This window comes from Rhizobium sp. BK456, from assembly GCF_014194045.1.
GTDB lineage: Bacteria > Pseudomonadota > Alphaproteobacteria > Rhizobiales > Rhizobiaceae > Rhizobium > Rhizobium redzepovicii.
The window spans coordinates 393,919-414,111 of record NZ_JACIAO010000002.1 but is presented as its reverse complement, the minus strand read 5'-3'; the positions used below and the strand labels follow the sequence as shown (position 1 = coordinate 414,111).

The following is a 20,193-nucleotide window of genomic DNA, read 5'->3' as shown; positions in this document are numbered from 1 at the left end:
CATGCTCGCTGAACAGTATGAATTACCCAGAATAAACCGCCCCGATCATTCGGCGAAGCTTGTCACATAAGGCGTAAAAAGCCGGCACAAGGCCGGCTTCATTAGTTTGTTATCATGACAGACAACGCTCAAGGCTGCTGCGGCGACGCAGGTGCCGCATCCTGGCCCTGATCCTGCTCCTGGTCCTGCTCCAGCCCCTGATCCTGATCCGGAGCGTCCGGCCCCTTGACCACCTGTCCGTTAACGGCAACCGCGCCGTCGCGGCTGACGCTGATATCCCAGCGCGAGCGGCCGTCCGCATCGGTCTTGGCGAAGCCCTTCACCATCATGATGCCGAAGGAAACCTGGTTGAGGTCGGGATCCGTCTTGGCAAGTTCCTGAACCGCGGCAATCGTCTTGTCGAGATCGCGGGCAAGGATGGTCGCCTCCATCGAATAGTCCTTCTCGGTGTCGACCCGTCCCTCGATCTTGCCGGTCATGTCGATGTCGTAGACATTCGACTTGGCGCTGATCATCGGAAATTCGACCGTGACCCGGCCGTCGCGGAAGAGCTTCTTGCCCATCTCCTCGCCGCTCGCCTCCGGCGCATTTTCCTTGAAATCCATCGCCATCAAGGCATCGCCAAAGCTGGCAAAGTCCAGATTCGGCACGGCAAGCTGCAGATCGAAGCTGGTCGGCATGAATGTCGAATAGCTTGGCGGCATCAGCGGACTGTCGAGGCTGATGTCATGCGCATTCATGCCGAAGCCGAAACGCATCGCGTCGCTCGGCCCGTCCATGGCCACGTTATAGCCGAACTGCTTGACGCCGCCATTGCCCATCTGAGTGCTGACGGTCAGATTGTTGACGCCAATCGTCTCGCTGAAGGAGGCGAGAAGCGGAAAGGCGTCCTTGAGTATCCCCTTCACCTTGGCGCTGTTTTCGGGGGTCAGTTCCTTCTCGTCGGCATGATCGAGAATGAATAAGACCATCTCGCGAATCTGCTTGGCCGGCAGAGCGTTTATCTTGGCTTCGACATCGATCGAGTCGGCGCGGATTTCGACGGGCGGCATTTGCGCGCCGGAGACCTGCTCGACGAAAGTCGATGCCGAGCCGCTGCCTACGATATCGATACGCCCGTTGCCGCCGGCACTGTCGGTCGAACTCAGCTTCTGATCCATGCTGGCGATGCTGGCGCTGACTTCTTCGGTCTCGGACTTGCTGGTGAGCTTGATGTCCTTGGCCGTGGCGGTGCTGGAGCGCAGATAGCTGATCGCCGGATCGAAGACTCCGGCATAGACAAGCGAAGCGATGGAGTAGGAGAAATCCGTCGGCTTTTCGTCGGGTCCTTTGAAATGGCCGGAGACATCGAACTTATTGTCGCCTTCGATGTTCCAGAGGCCGCTGTCGAGCGGTGTGGCAAAGGTCGAGAACGGCGTCAAACCGTTGATAGTGAATTTCGAAGGGTCAGCTTTGGAAAGCAGCTTTGCCAGATCGTAGATGATTTCGTAGCGCGTGCCCGCCGGATTGACGGTGATTAGGCCGCTCTTTGCCAGATCCTCGGGAAGCAGCTTCGTCAGGTTGCCCTTGAGCGCATCGGCGCCGTTCTGGTTGATCTCGACACCCTGGGCGGTGGTGACAAGGCAAAGTGCCAGCAAGCTCGTTGCCGTGACAAGTTTAAGACGCATAGTCCGATTTCTCCTCAGCCGCTTTTTTGATTGCGGCATCCAAAGAGGGGAAGCGCGCCGATGTCAACCTCAGCTATAGCGGGACTGCTGATTTCGCCGCTTTGCGGGGCTGCGGAATTCGCAGCAGGCGCAAACATCGCCTTCCCGAACGCGGCATTCGGCTTGCCGCAAACATGCCTGATCCGCAACTTGCGTTTCCGAGCGACTTATAATATAGGCCACCGGTCCGTGTAGACACCCTTGGAGGCAACGCGGATGAGGATGGGGAAACCCGCCTCCGGTTCGACGGAACAAGGCTTTTGCCCGCCGACGAACTCTCCAAATAACCTCGAAAGGAATAGCCATGAGCCAGGAAACTTACGAGCTCAAGGCCGAGGCGCGCGAACGGGTTGGTAAGGGGTCCGCCCGTGAACTTCGCCGCAACGGTTTGATTCCCGCTGTCATCTATGGTGACAAGCAGGCCCCCATTGCCATCGCTCTCAACACCAATGAGGTGACGAAGCGCATTCATGCCGGTGGTTTCATGACCACCGTGGCGACGATCGAAGTCGACGGCAAGAAGTACAAGGTTCTGCCGAAAGACTACCAGCTCGATCCGGTCCGTGACTTCACGATGCATGTCGATTTTCTGCGCGTCTCCGGCAACACCCAGGTGACCGTTGAAATCCCGGTTCACTTCATCAACGAAGAGAAGTCCCAGGGCCTCAAGGTCGGCGGCGTTCTGAACATCGTTCGCCATGAAGTCGAAGTTCACTGCCCGGCCGATGCGATCCCGGAATTCTTCAACGTTGACCTCAGCGGTAAGAAGATCGGCGACAGCATCCATATTTCGGAAGTCACTCTTCCGAAGGGCGTCACCACCGTGATCGACCGCGACTTCACGATCGCGACCATCATCGCTCCGGCTGCCGGCATCGACGAGAGCGCCGCGGAAGGCGAAGCCGAAGCCTGATAGCTTCGACAACTTGCAAAGCATACGGCCCGCTTTCCCGTGAACTGGGAAGGCGGGCTTTTCATTGCCCGGCAAGCCCCTGTTTCAGCAACATTTAACGTATTCATGAAAGCATGCTTCGTCAGCTGCAAAGAAGCCCGCCTTAGCGCGCGACAGCAGATAAGGGTCGGCCTGGGGGAGTAGACGGAACCATGAACAATTCCGTTGAGAACAGATTTTTTGGAATTGTTTGCGGAGCGCTGCTCGTCTTTGTCGCTCCCCTCTTTGTTCTCTTCCTTTTTCTTTCCTCGGAACGGGCCGACAAGGAAATCCGCGATCACATTTCCGTTCTCCTTGTCGCCAATGCCCAGGCGCTGGCAAAGCCGCTCTGGGATCTTGATGAGGAGAGCGTCACCCAGATCAGCGCGACGGTCGTCTCCCAGGGCGCCATCGTCAAGGTCGAGGTGCGTGACCAGTCGGGTCAGCTCGACATCAGCCAGTCCACCATTCCGCGCTCCTTCGACGGCAAGCTCGTCCAGGTATCGCGCGCCATTATCTACAACACTGTCGACGGCCCGAAGAATCTCGGCAGCATCAGCGTCTACTATCCCGCGCTCGGCTTGTTTTCCGGCCTGAAGCAGGAAGAGGTCGTCTTCATCTCGATCTTCATCTTCGCCGTGCTGACCGTTTTCGGCACCGCGCTGATCGGCAACCGGTTCTTCGTCATCCAGCCGCTGATGCGGTTGACGGCAGCGATCGAGGCCACCCGGCAGCTCGGCTCCCGCCACCATGTCGACTGGCAGTCGAACGACGAGATGGGACGGCTTGCCCGCAGCTTCAACGAGATGCAGACCAAGCTCGAAAGCGAGGAGAAGGAGCTGAAATTCGCCCATCGCCGCGCCACCGACATCTATAATCTGACGCCTGCCATGCTCTTCTCGCTCGACGAGGAAGACCGCATCACCGCCGTCAGCGATTACTGGCTGCTTGCCACGGGTTATAACCGCGCCGCCGTCATCGGCCGCAACTTCGCCGATCTCGTGACATCGACGACCCGCGACAAGTTCGTCAAGCGCCGCCAGGCCGAAAGCGGCATCGCCGTCACCGTCAAGTTCGTCTGCCTGGACGGCCGCACCATGGACGTCCTCATCATGGAGTCGGAGGCGGAAGCCGGCGCTCACGACCGCCTCTCGCTGTCGGTCATGACCGATGTGACCGAACTTAAGGCCTCCGAGGACCGCAACCACCGCCAGGCGATTACCGATCATTTGACCGGGCTGCTCAACCGCCAGGGCTTCGAAGCCGTGCTCGACAGCAAGATCGCCGCTGCCGACGCCGCCGGCCAGGAACTCGCCTGCCTCTTCGTCGATCTCGATCGCTTCAAGTGGATCAATGACAATATGGGTCATGCCGCCGGCGACATGGCGCTGATCGAACTCGTCGAGCGCCTGAAGACCTATCTCGCTCCCTCCGATGAGGCGGCCCGTCTCGGCGGCGACGAATTTGCCATCCTGCTGCCGGCGAAGGACGCCGAAAAACGCGCCAGGATAATGTGCGAGCAGATCGCCTCGATCTTCGAAACGCCGTTTACGCCCGACATGCATCTGAGTGCTTCCGTCGGCATCGCCATTTATCCGCATCATGCCGCAACCGCCGCCGAACTGCTGCAGAAATCCGACCTGGCAATGTATGCCAAGAAACGCGACGGCAAGAACGGCGCCCAGCTTTTCGACAACGCCATGCTCGACCGTGCCCGCAGCCGCGCCGAGATCGAGGCCAATATTGAATCCGGCCTCGTCGACAACTGGTTCGAGGCCTTCCTGCAGCCGATCGTCAATCTGAACGGCCGTGGCATTGCCGGTTTCGAAGCGCTAATGCGCCTCAACCATCCGCAGAAAGGCCTGATGCCGCCGGCCGAGATCATCAGCGTCGCCGAAGAGACGGCAAAAATCGTCCGCGTCGGCAATGTCATCATGGAAAAGGCGATCTGCAATCTCGCCAAAATCTCCCGCATATCAGGCATGCAGGATACCTATCTCGCTATCAACTTCTCGCCCCTGCAGTTCGAGCCGGCGCTGCCGGCCCGGCTTGCAGCCATCGTCGGTCGCCATGGCATCCGGCCGGAGCGCATCGTCGTCGAGATCACCGAAGCCGTGCTGATGCACGACAACCCGCAGATCCGCATGATCGTCACCGAGCTTCGCCACTTCGGCTGCCGTATCGCGCTCGACGATTTCGGCACCGGCTATTCGTCGTTGAGCTACCTCAACCGCTTCCCTGTCGACATCATCAAGATCGACCAGTCCTTCACCCGCGCGATCAACGATGGCGACGACGACGTGCGCCAGAAGAGCCGCATGCTGATCGAAGGCATTACCACGCTCTCTCACAAGATGAACTGCACCGTCATCGCCGAGGGTATCGAGACCGAAGAGGAATGCCGCACGCTCCATCAGATGGGTCTCGATTATGGCCAGGGCTACCTCTTCCATCGTCCGCAACACGCAGCCGTACTCATCGAAGAACTGATGGCCTCGGAATCGGCCGTCGCCCGCGCCTCATAACGAAGGAGACGAGATGATGAAAAAGCTCCTGCTTCTCGCATGCCTGGCGATGCCCTGCGCCGCGCATGCACAAACGGTGACCTTCACCACCGAGGATTATGCCCCCTTCAACTATCGCGACGGCAAGGAGATCAAAGGCGCGACCGTCGAGCAGGTCGAAAAGGTAATGGCCGCGATCGGCGTCGACTACACCATCGAGATCATGCCCTGGGCGCGCGCCTTCGGCCTCGCCCGCACCGCACCGATGACCTGCGTCTTCGCGACCGCTCACAACAGCGCCCGCGACCCCCTGTTCAAATGGGTGGAGCCGCTGCTCATCGACCGCAACATCCTGATTACCCGCAAAGGCTCGGGCGTCATCGCCAGCAATCTGGACGAGGCGAAGAAATATACGATCGGCACGCAGCGCGAGGATTATACCGAGACGATCTTGAAGGAAAAGGGCTTCACCAAGCTGGATGTCGCCAGCGATTTCAACGCGACGCTGCGCAAGCTGCTCGGCGGGCGCATCGACATGATGCCGATTTCCGAACTTTATTTCGAAAAGCTCAAGGCCGACCAGCCGGTGGAAATGGTGACCGTGCTCTCCGCCCAGCCGATGAGCATTGCCTGCGAGAAGAGTTTTCCGGACGATCTGCGCGCCAGGATGCAGGCAGCCCTTAACAAGCTGATCGCCGATGGCGACCAGAAGCAGATCTTCCAGAAATACGGCATGAACCTCTCGGAGTAACGCTGCCGGCGGGCTTGCCCTTTCCGCTTGACTTTGGTCTCGTTTCCGGGTGGTGAACGTGGGCAAAAGTTAAGCGAGGACGACAGGCCATGCTGATCATCGCGGGTCTCGGCAATCCCGGCGGCAAATACGCCGGCAACCGCCACAATATCGGCTTCATGGCCGTCGACGCCATTCATCGGCGTCACAGCTTCTCGCCCTGGTCGAGGAAATTCAGGGCCGAGATCGCCGAGGGCGAACTCGGCGGCGAGAAGGTTCTGCTGATCAAGCCGCAAACTTTCATGAACCTCTCCGGCGAGGCCGTCGGCGAAGCGATGCGCTTCTACAAGCTCCAGCCCGCCGATCTTGTCGCGATCTATGACGAACTCGACCTTCCCGCGGGCAAGGCACGGCTGAAAACCGGCGGCGGCCATGGCGGCCACAACGGCATCAAGTCGCTGGATGCTCATTGCGGCAAGGAGTACCGGCGGCTGCGCCTCGGCATCGGCCACCCCGGCATCAAGGAAATGGTGCAGAACCACGTGCTCGGCGATTTCGCCAAGGCCGACAAGGCTTGGCTGGAGCCGCTTCTCGATACGCTCGCCGACAATGCCGACATGCTGGTGCGAAACGAGGATTCGCAGCTGATGAACAAGATCGCGCTGGCACTCGGCGGCAAGGCCGAGGAGGAGAAGCAGCGCAAGGACAACAAGACTACCGAAAAGAAGCCGGTCGACCAGTCGCATATACACCAGGCGCGCAATCACAATCAGCCGAAGGTGCTGGCCACCGGCCCGATGGCCGATATTCTGAAGAAGATGTTCGGCAACAAGGGGGAATGAGGCCGGTGCCGGATCAGAATTTCGCCATCCGTCCGGCCGCCGCCAGCGACCTTCCCGGGCTGACCACCCTCTACCAGCATTTGAACCCGGCCGATCCGGTTCTCGACAAGGCCATGGCCGAAGAGCTGTTCTCCACCATCCTCGCGCAGCCCGGCATGATCGTATTCATTGGCTTTGCCGGCGATATCGCCGCCGCAACCGCCACCTTGATCGTCGTGCCGAACCTTACGCGCAACGGCGCCTCCTATGCGTTGGTTGAAAACGTCGTCACCCACGCCGATCACCGCCAGCGCGGTTATGCCGGCGCCGTCATCGGTCATGCAGTGACCGAGGCCTGGAAGGCCGGCTGTTACAAGGTAATGCTGCTGACCGGCTCGAAGAACCCGGCAACGCTGCGCTTCTACGAAAATTGCGGTTTCGTGCGGGATAAGACCGGTTTACAGATCCGCCGGCCTGAAGCAGAGCTTATTCCTCCGGCTCCGTCGTAAACATTAGCGGAAAGCCCATCTCCTTGGCGAGATCGATGCCCTCCTTGGCCTTGGTCTCGGCAATGTCCCTGGCGCAGACCACGACCACGCAGGAGCCGAGCTTGTGGGCGGTCATCATCACCCGATAGCCGGTCTCCTCGCTCATGCGGAAGACGGCCTTCAGGATCACGATGACGAACTCACGCGGGGTATAGTCGTCATTGACGAGGATGACCTTGTAGAGCTTCGGCTTGTCCAGCTTCGGCTTCACCTTGGTCTTCGGTTTCAGGGCAACGTCATTGTCACTCATCGGAAAATCCACCCGTCGATGACATGGTCAAGAATCTTCAAAACAACTAATCATTGTCGATGACGAATTTTCGACGGTCCCCGGTCGCTGCTTCCACCAATCAGGAGGAAAGGCCCGCTGGCTTGAGACCCTACCGTTATTGCGGCCAGGCAAGAGCAACCTTGCATCTGACGAAATCCGCAATGCATCGAAACCGAAATCGCCCTCCAAAATAGGGCGCCACTGTTCCGTGAGCAAGTGAGCAACGCTAAAAGCTCGCGAAGACTTGACCACATTGCTCCTTTATCCCATAGGCACCAGCAAGAAATTCAAGAACAGCAGGTTTTAGCCATGGGCTTCAAATGCGGCATCGTCGGACTGCCGAACGTCGGCAAATCGACCCTCTTCAACGCGCTCACCAAGACGGCGGCCGCACAGGCGGCGAACTATCCCTTCTGCACCATCGAGCCGAACACCGGCGAAGTCGCCGTGCCCGATCCGCGCATGCGCAAGCTCGCCGACATCGCCAAGTCGAAAGAACTGATCCCGACCCGCATCTCCTTCGTCGACATCGCCGGCCTCGTGCGCGGCGCCTCGAAGGGTGAAGGTCTCGGCAATCAGTTCCTTGCCAATATCCGTGAAGTCGACGCCATCGTGCATGTGCTGCGTTGCTTCGAAGACAGCGACATCACCCATGTCGAGGGTCGTATCAATCCCGTCGCCGATGCCGAGACCATCGAGACCGAGCTGATGCTCGCCGACCTCGAAAGCCTCGAGCGCCGCACCGAGCAGACGCGCAAGCGCGCCACCAGCAAGGACAAGGAATCGATGGCGATGCTGCCGATCATGGAAGCGTCGCTGAAATTGCTCAACGAAGGCAAGCCGGTGCGCACGCTGCTGTCGACGCTGGATGCCGAGGAAATCGCCATCCTCAAGGGCCTCAATCTCCTGACCTCGCATCCGGTCCTCTACGTCTGCAACGTCGCCGAGGCCGAGGCCTCCACAGGCAATGAATTCACCGAGGCCGTCGCCGCCATGGCTCGGGAACAAGGTGCCGAAACCGTCGTCATCTCGGCGGCGATCGAGGCTGAAGTCGCTCAGCTTCCCGAAGATGAGGCCAAGGAATTCCTCTCCGCGCTCGACCTTGACGAAGCGGGCCTCGACCGGCTGATCCGTGCCGGCTACAAGCTGCTCCACCTCATCACCTATTTCACCGTCGGCCCGAAGGAAACACGCGCATGGACGATCGAGCGCGGCACCAAGGCGCCGCAGGCCGCCGGTGTCATCCATTCGGATTTCGAGCGCGGCTTCATCCGCGCCAACACCATCGCCTATGACGATTACATCAAATACAACGGCGAAGTCGGCGCCAAGGATGCCGGCAAGGCGCGTGACGAAGGCAAGGAATACGTCGTCCAGGACGGCGACGTCATCCACTTCCGCTTCAACACTTAAATAAAAGAGCGCTGCCGCCTTAACCCGGCGGCAGCCTGTTTGCGATGGCCGGCGGTAGTGCGCGCAACACCAGCCGGCGAAGCGGCATCCAGCCGGTGCCGATGATCAAGACGATCGCGCCGACGACAATCAGCGTCGTGAAGATGTAGGTGTTGACCGTGGCGCTTCCCTACCGGAAGACGCTGAAGATCGCAACGCCGAGCGACAGCAGTCCCGAAGTGACAAAGGCCCGCCGGTCGATGACCAAGCCGATCAGCATCAGCACCGCCACCGTCGCGACGACCACCGGCGTCCGGGCCGACATGTTCGCCAGGTCGAAGATACGGCCGCCTTCTCCGAAAGACATGAGGGAAACAGTGCTATAGAGCAGCGCCGGCGCCGCGCCGAGATGCAGCCAGAACGCAATATCCGAACGCGTAGTCCGGCGCAGCCGGTCGCCGAAATCGAAATAGAGCGCCGTGGCGAAGAGGCCGAGCGAGCAAAGAAGAGAGATCGCCGCCAGCAGGGCAACATGATCGACGAAAAATTCCGGATTGCCGCTTATCCATTGTACGAGACGCAACAACAGGGTGAGTGCCAAGGCAAGCGCCGACATAATGGCAAGCGCCAGCGACAAGGGCACGCGATAGCGGGCATAGTAGACGCCGAGAAGGATCGGAAAGCCGGCAACGAATTGCGTCAGCCCCGCGCCGATTTCGGAGGTCCACGGCGTGAAAACGCGGGACATCAGCAAGAATGTCCAGCAGAATAGGGCGATCGTCAGGCCGACGGCCGGCAAAGCGAGCCGCTGGCGGCGCACCAGGATTTCCGAAAGCACCAGGATCGCGGGCGGCACGGCATAAAGCGGCGCAAGGCCCCAGAGGCCGACGAGCGCCACGACGACGCCGATGGTGATCAGCACGTCGTGAAACCCGCGCACGAAGCGCGGTGTCTCCGTATCAGACCAAGCCTGCTCTTCGGCTGCCTGTGCAGGCTGTGGCTCAATGACAGCCACGCCACGCTCGGTCAGAAACGGCAGAAGCCGCCCGCCCGCCTCCGGCGAAATCAGCCCCTGGCGCGCTGCCTCGTCGAGTATCGACCTCAGATCAGTCATGCCGGTTTATCTCCCCGGAATCATTGAGCCCACGCGGATGCTATTGTAAGCATTGTGCGCTTGATATGGCGGAGGAGCGAATGTCGGCAGAAAAGCTAGCCTTCGAGGATTTCGAACCCGGTCGCCGCTTTCCCCTCGGCCCGAAACCGGTGAGCGCCGAGGAAATCGTCGAATTCGCGCGGGAATTCGACCCGCAGCCGATGCATCTCGACGAGGCTGCTGGCCGCGCCAGCATTCTCGGCGGCCTCGCCGCCTCCGGCTGGCATACGTCCGCGATGCTGATGCGGATGATGGCCGACAGCTACATCCTACATGCGCTTTGCGAGGGTGCGCCGGGCATCGACCTGATGGAATGGCGAAAGCCGGTGCTGTCAGGCGATACGCTGCAGGGTCAATCGACCGTGCTCGAAGCCCGGCCGATGCGCTCGCGCCCCGGCATGGGCATCGTCAAGTTCCGCCACGAGGTGGAAAACCAGCGCGGCGAACTCGTCTGCCTCTCGGAAAATTCGGTCATGATCCGCATGCGCCCGGAGATTGCAACATGAGAATGTCCGAACTTTACCCCATCGGTGAAAAGGCCGAGATCGGCAGCTACACCTTCACCGAGGAAAACATCATCAGTTTCGCCGAGCGCTACGATCCGCAGCGTTTCCACGTCGACAAGGCAGCAGCCAAGGATACCATGTTCGGCGGCCTTTGCGCGTCGGGCTGGCACACCACCGCCGGCTGGATGCGAACCTTCCTCGCCTTCTGGAAAAGCCAGAGCGTCGCGCTTACGCAAAGGGGCCTGAAGGCGCCGAATCTCGGCCCTTCGCCGGGCTTCCAGAAACTGCAATGGCTGCGGCCGATCTTTCCGGGCGACGTCGTGACCTATTCCGTCGCCCTCCTCTCCAGCCGGCCGCTCGCATCCCGGCCGGGCTGGCACCTCAACACCATTCTCTGCGAGGGCGTCAATCAGAACGGCGAAGCCGTCATGCGCTTCGAAAGCGGCGTCTTGGAATTCGACTGACGCCGCAAGAGCAATGCCGGGTCAGTGGCCGGAGAATTCGACCAGCGTGTGCACGACGACGCCGAGCTCTTCCAGCTTCTTGCGGCCGCCAAGGTCCGGCAGATCGATAACGAAGCAGGCGCCGACCACCTCGGCGCCGATCTGCCGCAACAGCTTGGTAGCACCCACCGCAGTACCGCCGGTGGCGATCAGGTCATCGACGAGGATCACCTTCTCACCAGGCTGCACCGCATCGCGATGCATCTCCATTTCGTCGACGCCATATTCCAGGCTGTAGGCGATGCGCACTGTATCGTGCGGCAACTTGCCCTTTTTGCGGATCGGTACGAAGCCGGAGGAAAGCTGGTGCGCCACCGCGCCGCCGAGGATGAAGCCGCGCGCCTCCATGCCGGCAATCTTGTCGATCTTCGTGCCGGCATAGGGCTGCACGAGTTCATCGACCGCTCGGCGGAAAGCGCGGGGATTGCCGAGCAGCGTGGTGATGTCGCGAAAGATGATGCCCGGCTTGGGATAGTCGGGAATGGAGCGGATGCTTGCAGCAAGCTCCGAAGTCATATTCTTGTCCATGGAAAGTCCATATCTGCGAGCGCTTTAAATCGGCCGCACCCTATCAATTGCCAGGGGCGGAACCAACAAAAAAGGCGGCCGAGGCCGCCTTTTGAATGTTGATCGGGATCGATCAGTGTTCCTTGTTGGCATAGACCGAGCGCTTCGTCAGGTAGATCAGCACAGTGAAGATCGCCAGGAAGACCATGACCATGAAACCGGTGCGCTTGCGCTCCTCGAGATGCGGCTCGGCAGCCCACATCAGGAAGGAAGAGACGTCCTTGGAATACTGGTCGACGGTCTGCGGCGCGCCGTCGTCATAGGTCACCTGGCCGTCCGAGAGCGGCTTCGGCATGGCGAGGACGGCGGCAGCATGGAAATACGGGTTGTAGTGTCCGCCCTGAGGCACCTGGAAACCGGCCGGCGGCTCTTCGTAGCCGGTCAGCAGCGCGTGGATGTAATCCGGGCCGTTCTCCTGATACTGCGTGAAGATGTCGAAGACGAATTGCGGGAAGCCGCGCTCGACTTCGCGGGCCTTGGCGATCAGCGAAAAGTCAGGCGGAGCCGCGCCGTTGTTGGAAGCGGCAGCCGCCTCCGCATTGGCGAAAGGCGCCGGGAAGTGGTCGGAAGGGACCGCCTTGCGGGTAAACATCTCGCCGGCCGCGTTCGGCCCGTCCTGGACTTCGTAGTTCGCGGCGAAAGCCTTCACCTGCGCCTCGTTATAGCCGAGCTCGTCGAGCATGCGGAAAGGCACGAGGTTCATCGAATGGCAGGCGGAACAGACTTCGGTGTAAACCTTGAGGCCGCGCTGAAGCTGAGCCTTGTCGTAATGGCCGAACGGACCGGCAAAAGTCCATTCCTCCTCCTTCGGCTCCTTCAGCGGATAGTGCGGCGTCGCACCTTCCTCGTGATGGGCAGGTGCTGCTCCATTGGCGGGCGTCGCTTCCTGGGCCAAGGCTGCGCTGCCGAGAACGGCAGCGACTGCGAGCGAAAGAATGCTTGCAACAAGCGTTTTCATATTTCTGTTTCCTTCCGCCGCTCGCTTACGCATTGGCCGCTGCACTGGCAGCAACTGTCTTGTTGCGCTTTTCGAGCACCGCTTCGGTGATCGAGTTCGGGATGCGGCGCGGTGTTTCCACCAGGCCGAGAACTGGCATCGCGACCAGGAAGAAAGCAAAGTAGAGAAGCGTGCAGATCTGTGAAATCGTCGTGAACAGGCCTTCCGCCGGCTGCGAGCCGAGCCAGCCGAGGATGATCGCGTTGATCACGAACAGCCAGTAGAACAGCTTGTACCAGGGACGGTAGACGGCCGAGCGGACCTTCGAGGTATCGAGCCAGGGCAGGAAGAACAGCACGATGATCGCGCCGAACATCACGAGCACGCCGCCGAGCTTGGAGTCGATCGGGCCGACGTTGAAGGTGATCGAGCGCAGCATCGCGTAGAACGGCAGGAAATACCATTCCGGAACGATGTGGGCCGGCGTCTTCAACGGGTCTGCCGGGATATAGTTGTCGGCATGGCCGAGGAAGTTCGGCAGGTAAAAGACGAAATAGGCATAGACCAGCAGGAAGACGGAGACGCCGAGCGCATCTTTCATCGTCGCATAAGGCGTGAAGCGCACCGTGTCCGTCTTCGTCTTGACCTCGATGCCGGTCGGGTTCGTCTGGCCGGTGACGTGCAGCGCCCAGATGTGCAGGACGACGACGCCAGCGATCATGAAGGGCAGCAGGTAGTGCAGCGAGAAGAAGCGGTTCAGCGTCGGCTGATCGACGGCGAAGCCGCCAAGCAGGAACTGCTGGATCCATTCGCCGACCAATGGGAAGGCCGAGAAGAAGCCGGTGATGACGGTCGCGCCCCAGAAGGACATCTGGCCCCAGGGCAGAACATAGCCCATGAAGCCGGTCGCCATCATCAGGAGGTAGATGACGACGCCGAGAATCCAGAGGATTTCGCGCGGCGCTTTATAAGAACCGTAATAGAGGCCGCGGGCAATGTGCAGGTAAACGGCGACGAAGAAGAAGGAAGCGCCGTTGGCATGCATATAGCGCAGCAGCCAGCCGTGGTTGACGTCACGCATGATCTTTTCAACAGAGTTGAAAGCAAGCGACGTGTCGGCGGCATAATGCATGGCGAGCGTAACGCCTGTCAGGATCTGTACGATCAGCATGACGGCGAGCATGGCACCGAAGGTATAGGCATAGTTCAGGTTTCTGGGAACCGGATATGCAATGAAGCTGTCATAGACCATGCGCGGCAAAGGCAGGCGCGCATCGACCCATTTCTCAAGGCCGGTTGATGGCTCGTAGCTGGAATGGCCACTCATTAATCAGTCTCCCCTCAACCGATCTTGATCTTGGTATCGGATATAAATGAAAAGGTCGGAATCGCCAGATTCTGCGGCGCAGGCCCCTTACGGATGCGGCCGGCCGTATCGTAGACCGAGCCATGGCAGGGACAGAACCAACCATTATATTCGCCGGCCTGGCCGAGCGGAACGCAGCCGAGATGGGTGCAGGTGCCGATCATGACGATCCAGTTTTCTTTGTCCTTCCCGCCTGAACGGTCAACACCCGTTGCCTGGGCCTCGGGCGGCAGGTTGGCATTGCGGGCGACCGGATCCTTGAGATCCGCCAGCGGAACATCGGCGGCGGCCTTCACTTCTTCAGGCGTACGGTTACGAATGAAGATCGGCTTGCCGCGCCACTTGACCGTCAATGACATGCCGGGCTCGAGGCTCGCGACATCGACTTCGATGGAGGCCAGTGCCAGCGTCGACGCATCCGGTCGCATCTGGTCGACGAACGGCCAGGCAACCGCGACGGCGCCGACAGCGCCCGCCATACCAGTGGTGAGATAAAGGAAATCACGGCGAGTAGGCTCTGTCGAAGCCTCGCTTGTCGTTACGTGTTCGCTCACGGCCTAACCATCCTCTGCGCAAATATTGCGGAATTCCGCCCTGCCCCCTCTGCCGGCGAATCGATCTGGACACAATTCGGCCATAGATTCCCCGGCAATCCGGCGCGTTCTAAGCTTGATCGCAAATTATGTCCAGCCTTGGCAAGGGGACGAGGGCACAATGTCGCGGGAATTTCCGATGAATTTTTTAAGGCAAACACGAGCTTGCCCTCATGTTGCATTGCAACAAAAAAGCCACCGTGATAGGCGCAGTCGCAGCCAAGCCAGCGAGCCGGACCGGAGCGGATGAGAGACACGATTTTTTGCGTATTCAGCGTTCTCACCACCCTCGTCCTCGCTATCGTCTCGCTGCGGTATGTCACCGATTTTTATCTGCTCTCCTTCTTTTACAGCTTCCAGGTCCACTTGGCCGTTGCCGCGGCAGCCGCCTCCGTTGCGGCCCTTCTCGTCAAACGGCACTGGTATGCGCTGCTGACGCTCGGCGTATCCGTCGTCCTTGCCGTCCATGGCGTCGCGATGATGCGCGAGTTCGTCGAGCCGGCTGTCGATCAAAACCGTCCGGCCCTCTTCAAGCTGATGTCCTTCAATATCGAGAATGATAATTTCGCCAATGGCGCCGATATCGCCGACATGGCGATCACCTCAGGCGCCGACGTCGTCAGCATCCTGGAGGCCGAGCCGCTGCTGCCGGAACTGCCTCGGCTCTTGAAGACTTATCCCTATTATATCGGCTGCGGAGTCAGCATGCAGGAATGCGACACGCTGGTGCTGTCGAAGCGCCCGCTCATCGAACCCCGCATCCGCAATCTCGGACTGCTCTGGCGCAACCGGCTGACGATCTCGACGATCGATTTCGACGGTCAGAAGGTCAATTTCCTCGCCGCGCACCTGACCAAGCCCTATTACGACGAATTCCACGGCCTGGAAATCGAAGATCTCGCGGAAGTTATTCCGTCCCTGCCGGGGCCGCTCGTCCTTGCCGGCGATTTCAACACGTCGATTCTGGCGCCCGACGTGCAGTATCTGATGCGCAGCCAAGGGCTGGGCACGGTCTCGCTGGAGCCGGCGACATGGCCGATCGCGGCAGGCGCCTTCGGCATTCCGATTGATCACGTTTTCAGCCGGGCGCCTCTGCGGCTGAAGTCGGTCCGCCGCATCGAGAACAGCTTCGGTTCAAATCATTTTGGCCTCATGGCGGAATTCGCCGTCGACCCTTGAGACCGCATCGCCGTCCGCCGCGAGGAACCCGCCAGACTGGCGCGCCCAGAGCTCGGCATAGAGCCCGCCGCGGCGAAGCAGCTGATCATGGCTGCCCTCCTCGATGATGCGGCCGAGATCGACGACGATCAACCGGTCGAGTGCTGCAATCGTCGATAGCCGATGGGCGATCGCAAGCACGGTCTTGCCCTCCATGATCCGGTGGAGATTGGACTGGATCGCTTCCTCCACTTCCGAATCGAGCGCCGACGTCGCTTCGTCGAGGACGAGGATCGGCGCGTCCTTCAGCATGACGCGGGCAATGGCGATGCGCTGCCGCTGGCCACCTGACAGTTTGACACCGCGTTCGCCGACATGCGCATCGAAGCCTCTGCGCCCCTGCTGATCCTGCAGACGCTCGATGAAGTCGATGGCTTCGGCGCGTATGGCTGCTTCGACCAACCGCTCCTCACCGGCATCTGGCCGTCCGAACAGGATATTGTCGCGCACCGAACGATGCAGCAGCGAGGTGTCCTGGCTGACGACGCCGATCTGCATTCTGAGCGATTCCTGCGTCACGGCTGCAATATCCTGGCCGTCGATGAGAATGCGCCCGTCCTGAATGTCGTAGAGGCGCAGCAGCAGGTTCATCAGTGTGGACTTGCCCGCGCCCGAACGACCGACGATCCCGACCTTTTCGCCGGGATGGATTGTCAGGGAGAAATTCTCGACGACCGGCAGGTGACCCTTGCCGTAGCGGAAGGAAACATTGTCGAAACGGATGCCGGGCTGCCGGATCACCAGGCTCTTCGCATCCGGCCGATCGACGAGCGCCAGCGGTTGAGAGATCAGCTCGGCGGCGTTCTGGATGGTGCCGAGATTGCGCATGATGCCATTGAACTGCGTCATCAGCCGCCCGAGCAGAAAATTCAGCCTGAGCACCAGCGCCAGCGAGAAGGCCACGGCTCCGGAGCTCACCATGCCGCGCAGCCAGAGATCGACGCTCAGCCCCGCCATCGTCACGATCATCAGGCCGGAGAGCAGCGCCATCGAGGCCCTGACCCCGGTGATGAACCGCGTGAAGCGCAGCACCGTATCCTGATAGATATCGAAGCCCTGCCGCATATAGCGGTCGCTTTCCTCGTCGCGGGCAAACAGCTTCAGCGTCTGCATGTTGCTGTAGGAATCGACCATCCGCCCGTTCAGCATCGATCCGGCCTCCGCCGTTTCGCGGGAATGCTGGCGGATCCTCGGAACGAAATGGCGGGCAAGCAGGCTGAAGGCGCCAAGCCAGAACAACACGACGGCGGCAAGGGAAAAGTCCAGCCGGGCGACGAGCACGAGCGTCGTCACGGCATAAATGCCGACGAACCAGACGCTTTCCATCAGCGAAGTGACGAGATCTCCGGTCGCCTGCCCGGCCGACCAGACCTTGGTAACGATGCGCCCGGAGAAATCGCTCTGGAAGAACGATAAAGACTGCCTGGAGACATGGAGATAGGATTGCCAACGTGCTAGATTATAGAAGCCCGGCGTGATCACCTGCTGATCCACGAGCGCGATCAGGAAGGCGACGACGAAACGCACGAGCCCGATGAGAGCGAGCATGCCGAACAGCTCGCCGCCATGGGCCGCCAGAAGACCGCTCCAGCCGGCGCCGGGCGTGATACTGCCGAGGATATCGACCAGCCGGCCGACGAACCAGAAAAGTGCCGCCTCGATTGCCGCCGATGTGCCGCCGAGAACGAGCATGGCGACGAAGGGCATCTTCGCCTGGCCGATATAGAACCGGATGAATCCGAGCGTCGAGCCCGGCGGCTGAAGGTTGGCGCGCGGACGGAACGGATCGATCCAGGTTTCGAACAGGCGAAGGATGGGGCGCAGGAACATGGAAGCGATATAGGCGGATTGGGAGGAGCGGCAAAGGGAATGAAAAGCGGACTCAACCTTATATTTTGGTAATAATCGATAACATCGGCGGCATCGCCATTGATTACCCCCGAACCGGTCACAATCTGACGATACGATCGCGCTTCACCGGAGAGAAGGCCCATGGAAACGAAAATGCTCGATGCGCATATTCCGCTTCCGCTCGCGGAAAGGCTCGACGCCCTCGCGCTCGACCTGGCATTGCCGCGCGACGTAATTGTTACCGAGGCCGTTACCGCCTGGCTCGACCAGGAAGAGCGCCGCCGCATCGCCACGCTGCGCACACTCGCCGCCGCCAACACCATCATCCTCGTCGAACATGACCGCGTGATCGACTGGGCCGACAGTCTGTGAATAGATAGCGCGGCCGCCAGCAGTCCGCAGCACCGCTGGCAGCCACACTGTAAAGCCAGGATAGGAATTACCGGCCCTCCCCGCCTCCGCCGGGAGGGCCCTTTATCATTCCGCCGCCACTTCCGCTTCCTCGGCGTGATCGGAGAGGAAGCCGCCGGACTGGCGGTTCCAGAGGTCGGCGTAGATGCCGCCGCTCTCGATCAGTTCGCTGTGTGAGCCGGCCTCGATGATCCGGCCCTTGTCGAGCACGATCAGCCGGTCCATCTCCGTCAGTGTCGACAGCCGGTGGGCAATCGCGATCACCGTCTTGCCCTCCATCAGGGCGAAGAGGTTTTCCTGGATAGCCGCTTCGACTTCGGAATCGAGCGCCGAGGTTGCCTCGTCGAGCACCAGGATCGGCGCGTCCTTCAGGAAGACGCGGGCGATCGCGATGCGCTGCCGCTGACCGCCGGAGAGCTTGACGCCGCGTTCGCCGACCTGCGCATCAAGCCCTTGGCGGCCCTGCATGTCGACGAGCCCTTCGACGAACTCCCAGGCATTGGCACGCTTGGCAGCCTCGATGATCTCGGCATCCGAGGCGTCGGGTCGGCCATAGGCGATGTTGTCGCGAATTGAGCGATGCAGCAGCGAAGTATCCTGCGTCACCACGCCGATCAGCGAGCGCAGGCTTTCCTGCGAGACGCCGGCGATATCCTGCCCGTCGATGGTGATGCGGCCGCCCTCCAAGTCGTAGAAGCGCAGCAGCAGGTTCATCAGCGTCGTCTTGCCGGCGCCGGAGCGCCCGACGAGACCCACCTTCTCGCCTGCCTTGATATCGAGCGACAGGTTGTCGATCACACCCTTGCTCTTGCCATAGTGGAAGCGGATGCGGTCGTAGTGGATCGCGCCCTTCTTTGCCGTCATGGGAGGCGCGTCCGGCTTGTCGACGATGTCGTGCTGTTTGCTCATCATCTCCATGCCGTCATAGACTGTGCCGATATTCTCGAACAGCGCCGAGACTTCCCACATGATCCATTGCGACATGCCGTTGACGCGCATGGCAAGACCGATGGCGATGGCGATGGCGCCGACCGAGATCGCCCCGTTCAACCAGAACCAGATCGACATGCCCGAGACGACGAACAGCGCAACGCAGTTGTTCAGGTAGACGCTGATATGGAAGAGCGTCACCTTGCGCATCTGCTTGTGCACGGTCTGCAGGAACTCGTCCATGCCTTCCTTGGCATAGACCTCCTCGCGGCCGGCATGTGAAAACAGCTTGACGGTGGCGATATTCGTATAGCTGTCGACCACGCGCCCCGTCATCATCGAGCGGGCATCCGCCTGCGCCGCAGCGATCTTGCGAAGCCGGGGCACGAAATAGGAGACGATGCCGATATAGACGGAGAGCCAGACGAGGATCGGGATCATCAGCCGCCAATCGGCAGCCGCGATGACGATGATCATCGTCAGGAAGTACGTCACGACATAGACGAAGACGTCAAGAATCTTCATCACCGTCTCACGCACGGCGAGCGAGGTCTGCATCACCTTGGTCGCCACACGCCCGGCAAACTCGTTGGCGAAGAAGGTCATGCTGTGGCGCAGCAGGAAGCGATGCATCTGCCAGCGGGCGCTCATCGGATAATTGCCGAGCAGCATCTGGTGCATGATGAGGGAATCGAGGCCCGCCGTCAGAGGCAGGCCGATCAGCACCAGCGCCGCCATCCAGAAAAGCTTGTGGCCTTCCGTCTGCAGGAAGGTGGCGCGGTCGGCATTCGTCAGCCAGTCGACGATATCGCCGAGGAACTGGAAGAGCGCCACTTCGCCGACGGCGATCAGCGCCGTCAGCACGGCCATCAGGCAGAGCCAGGGCGCTGCCGGCTTGCTGTAGTGCCAGCAAAAGGCAAAAAGACCCTTTGGCGGAGCGACGGGCTCCTCGCTCGGAAAGGGATTGAGTCGCTGTTCGAACCAGCCAAACATGAAATTGCTCCGAAACGTCAGCGTTTCGGCTCCCGGCTTCGCGCCATCCCGGCGTTACGCAAGCACATATGGGAACCGAACGTTCAAGGGGCGAGGCTGAAGCAGCCGCACAATGGATCAAAAAGGGGGATTCAAGAAGAAAAGCGCTCTAGCGGCGCCATGTCGCCCTAATCGGCATCACGGCGGGAAAGCGCATATCGAGCAAAATATTCATGACGGCCCTCCCTGCTGGCGATTAAAGATGTGCATGGATAACGCGAAA

Annotated in this window: 18 protein-coding genes and 1 pseudogene; 10 read left to right on the top strand and 9 right to left on the bottom strand. The window is 60.4% G+C overall.

Annotated features, from left to right (window positions below):
* Positions 1-128: 128 nt before the first annotated feature.
* Positions 129-1,667, bottom strand: coding sequence for a hypothetical protein (locus tag FHX03_RS08240; RefSeq protein ID WP_183853246.1), 1,539 nt, complete (start codon positions 1,665-1,667; stop codon positions 129-131).
* A 343-nt stretch (positions 1,668-2,010) separates the two neighbouring features.
* Between FHX03_RS08240 and FHX03_RS08235 the strand changes: the two genes are divergently transcribed.
* The 5 genes from FHX03_RS08235 to FHX03_RS08215 all read left to right on the top strand — a co-directional run bounded on the left by FHX03_RS08235 (position 2,011) and on the right by FHX03_RS08215 (position 7,201).
* Positions 2,011-2,619 (top strand): 50S ribosomal protein L25/general stress protein Ctc, encoded by a 609-nt coding sequence (locus tag FHX03_RS08235; protein ID WP_097626706.1) that lies wholly within the window; start codon positions 2,011-2,013, stop codon positions 2,617-2,619.
* A 191-nt stretch (positions 2,620-2,810) separates the two neighbouring features.
* Entirely contained in the window at positions 2,811-5,162 is a 2,352-nt protein-coding gene (locus FHX03_RS08230) for an EAL domain-containing protein (protein WP_097626704.1), read from the top strand.
* A gap of 16 nt (positions 5,163-5,178) precedes the next feature.
* Positions 5,179-5,892, top strand: coding sequence for a substrate-binding periplasmic protein (locus FHX03_RS08225; RefSeq protein WP_097626827.1), 714 nt, complete (start codon positions 5,179-5,181; stop codon positions 5,890-5,892).
* A gap of 89 nt (positions 5,893-5,981) precedes the next feature.
* Entirely contained in the window at positions 5,982-6,713 is a 732-nt protein-coding gene (pth, locus tag FHX03_RS08220; RefSeq protein ID WP_097626701.1) for an aminoacyl-tRNA hydrolase, read from the top strand.
* Entirely contained in the window at positions 6,710-7,201 is a 492-nt protein-coding gene (locus tag FHX03_RS08215) for a GNAT family N-acetyltransferase (protein WP_097626699.1), read from the top strand. The genes pth and FHX03_RS08215 overlap by 4 nt, the downstream gene beginning before the upstream one ends.
* Here the strand turns inward: FHX03_RS08215 and clpS are convergent.
* On the bottom strand, positions 7,179-7,490 hold the full coding sequence (gene clpS, locus FHX03_RS08210; RefSeq protein ID WP_003593075.1) for an ATP-dependent Clp protease adapter ClpS: 312 nt from the start codon (positions 7,488-7,490) through the stop codon (positions 7,179-7,181). The two genes, FHX03_RS08215 and clpS, sit on opposite strands and share 23 nt — an antisense overlap.
* Before the next feature lie 330 nt (positions 7,491-7,820).
* Here clpS and ychF point away from each other — a divergent pair, with 330 nt between their 5' ends.
* Entirely contained in the window at positions 7,821-8,924 is a 1,104-nt protein-coding gene (ychF, locus tag FHX03_RS08205; protein ID WP_097626697.1) for a redox-regulated ATPase YchF, read from the top strand.
* A 19-nt stretch (positions 8,925-8,943) separates the two neighbouring features.
* Here ychF and FHX03_RS08200 read toward each other — a convergent pair.
* A pseudogene (locus tag FHX03_RS08200) lies at positions 8,944-10,017 on the bottom strand (hypothetical protein).
* 80 nt (positions 10,018-10,097) lie between these two features.
* Between FHX03_RS08200 and FHX03_RS08195 the strand changes: the two are divergent.
* Both FHX03_RS08195 and FHX03_RS08190 read left to right on the top strand, forming a co-directional pair.
* Complete coding sequence (locus FHX03_RS08195; protein ID WP_097626693.1) at positions 10,098-10,562, top strand: MaoC family dehydratase; 465 nt, start codon at positions 10,098-10,100, stop codon at positions 10,560-10,562.
* Positions 10,559-11,026, top strand: coding sequence for a MaoC family dehydratase (locus FHX03_RS08190; protein ID WP_097626691.1), 468 nt, complete (start codon positions 10,559-10,561; stop codon positions 11,024-11,026). The genes FHX03_RS08195 and FHX03_RS08190 overlap by 4 nt, the downstream gene beginning before the upstream one ends.
* Positions 11,027-11,047: 21 nt before the next feature.
* Here the strand turns inward: FHX03_RS08190 and FHX03_RS08185 are convergent, their stop codons facing one another.
* The 4 genes from FHX03_RS08185 to petA form a co-directional block, all read right to left on the bottom strand.
* Positions 11,048-11,593: an adenine phosphoribosyltransferase gene (locus tag FHX03_RS08185; protein ID WP_049736186.1), complete on the bottom strand. Its 546-nt coding sequence runs from the start codon at positions 11,591-11,593 to the stop codon at positions 11,048-11,050.
* A 112-nt stretch (positions 11,594-11,705) separates the two neighbouring features.
* Positions 11,706-12,590 (bottom strand): cytochrome c1, encoded by an 885-nt coding sequence (locus tag FHX03_RS08180; protein ID WP_003593065.1) that lies wholly within the window; start codon positions 12,588-12,590, stop codon positions 11,706-11,708.
* 25 nt (positions 12,591-12,615) lie between these two features.
* The gene (locus tag FHX03_RS08175; RefSeq protein ID WP_183853244.1) at positions 12,616-13,896 is read right to left on the bottom strand and encodes a cytochrome b; all 1,281 of its coding nucleotides are present in this window, start codon (positions 13,894-13,896) and stop codon (positions 12,616-12,618) included.
* A gap of 14 nt (positions 13,897-13,910) precedes the next feature.
* Complete coding sequence (gene petA / locus FHX03_RS08170; protein WP_082935677.1) at positions 13,911-14,489, bottom strand: ubiquinol-cytochrome c reductase iron-sulfur subunit; 579 nt, start codon at positions 14,487-14,489, stop codon at positions 13,911-13,913.
* A 285-nt stretch (positions 14,490-14,774) separates the two neighbouring features.
* Between petA and FHX03_RS08165 the strand changes: the two genes are divergently transcribed.
* On the top strand, positions 14,775-15,707 hold the full coding sequence (locus FHX03_RS08165; protein WP_183853242.1) for an endonuclease/exonuclease/phosphatase family protein: 933 nt from the start codon (positions 14,775-14,777) through the stop codon (positions 15,705-15,707).
* Here FHX03_RS08165 and FHX03_RS08160 read toward each other — a convergent pair.
* Positions 15,663-17,576 (bottom strand): ABC transporter ATP-binding protein, encoded by a 1,914-nt coding sequence (locus FHX03_RS08160; protein ID WP_183853241.1) that lies wholly within the window; start codon positions 17,574-17,576, stop codon positions 15,663-15,665. The two genes, FHX03_RS08165 and FHX03_RS08160, sit on opposite strands and share 45 nt — an antisense overlap.
* A gap of 162 nt (positions 17,577-17,738) precedes the next feature.
* Between FHX03_RS08160 and FHX03_RS08155 the strand changes: the two genes are divergently transcribed.
* Positions 17,739-17,969, top strand: coding sequence for a CopG family transcriptional regulator (locus FHX03_RS08155; RefSeq protein WP_183853239.1), 231 nt, complete (start codon positions 17,739-17,741; stop codon positions 17,967-17,969).
* Between the two features lie 105 nt (positions 17,970-18,074).
* On the opposite strand, the gene FHX03_RS08150 is transcribed toward FHX03_RS08155, so the two are convergent.
* Entirely contained in the window at positions 18,075-19,931 is a 1,857-nt protein-coding gene (locus FHX03_RS08150; protein WP_097626679.1) for an ABC transporter ATP-binding protein, read from the bottom strand.
* Positions 19,932-20,193: the final 262 nt, after the last annotated feature.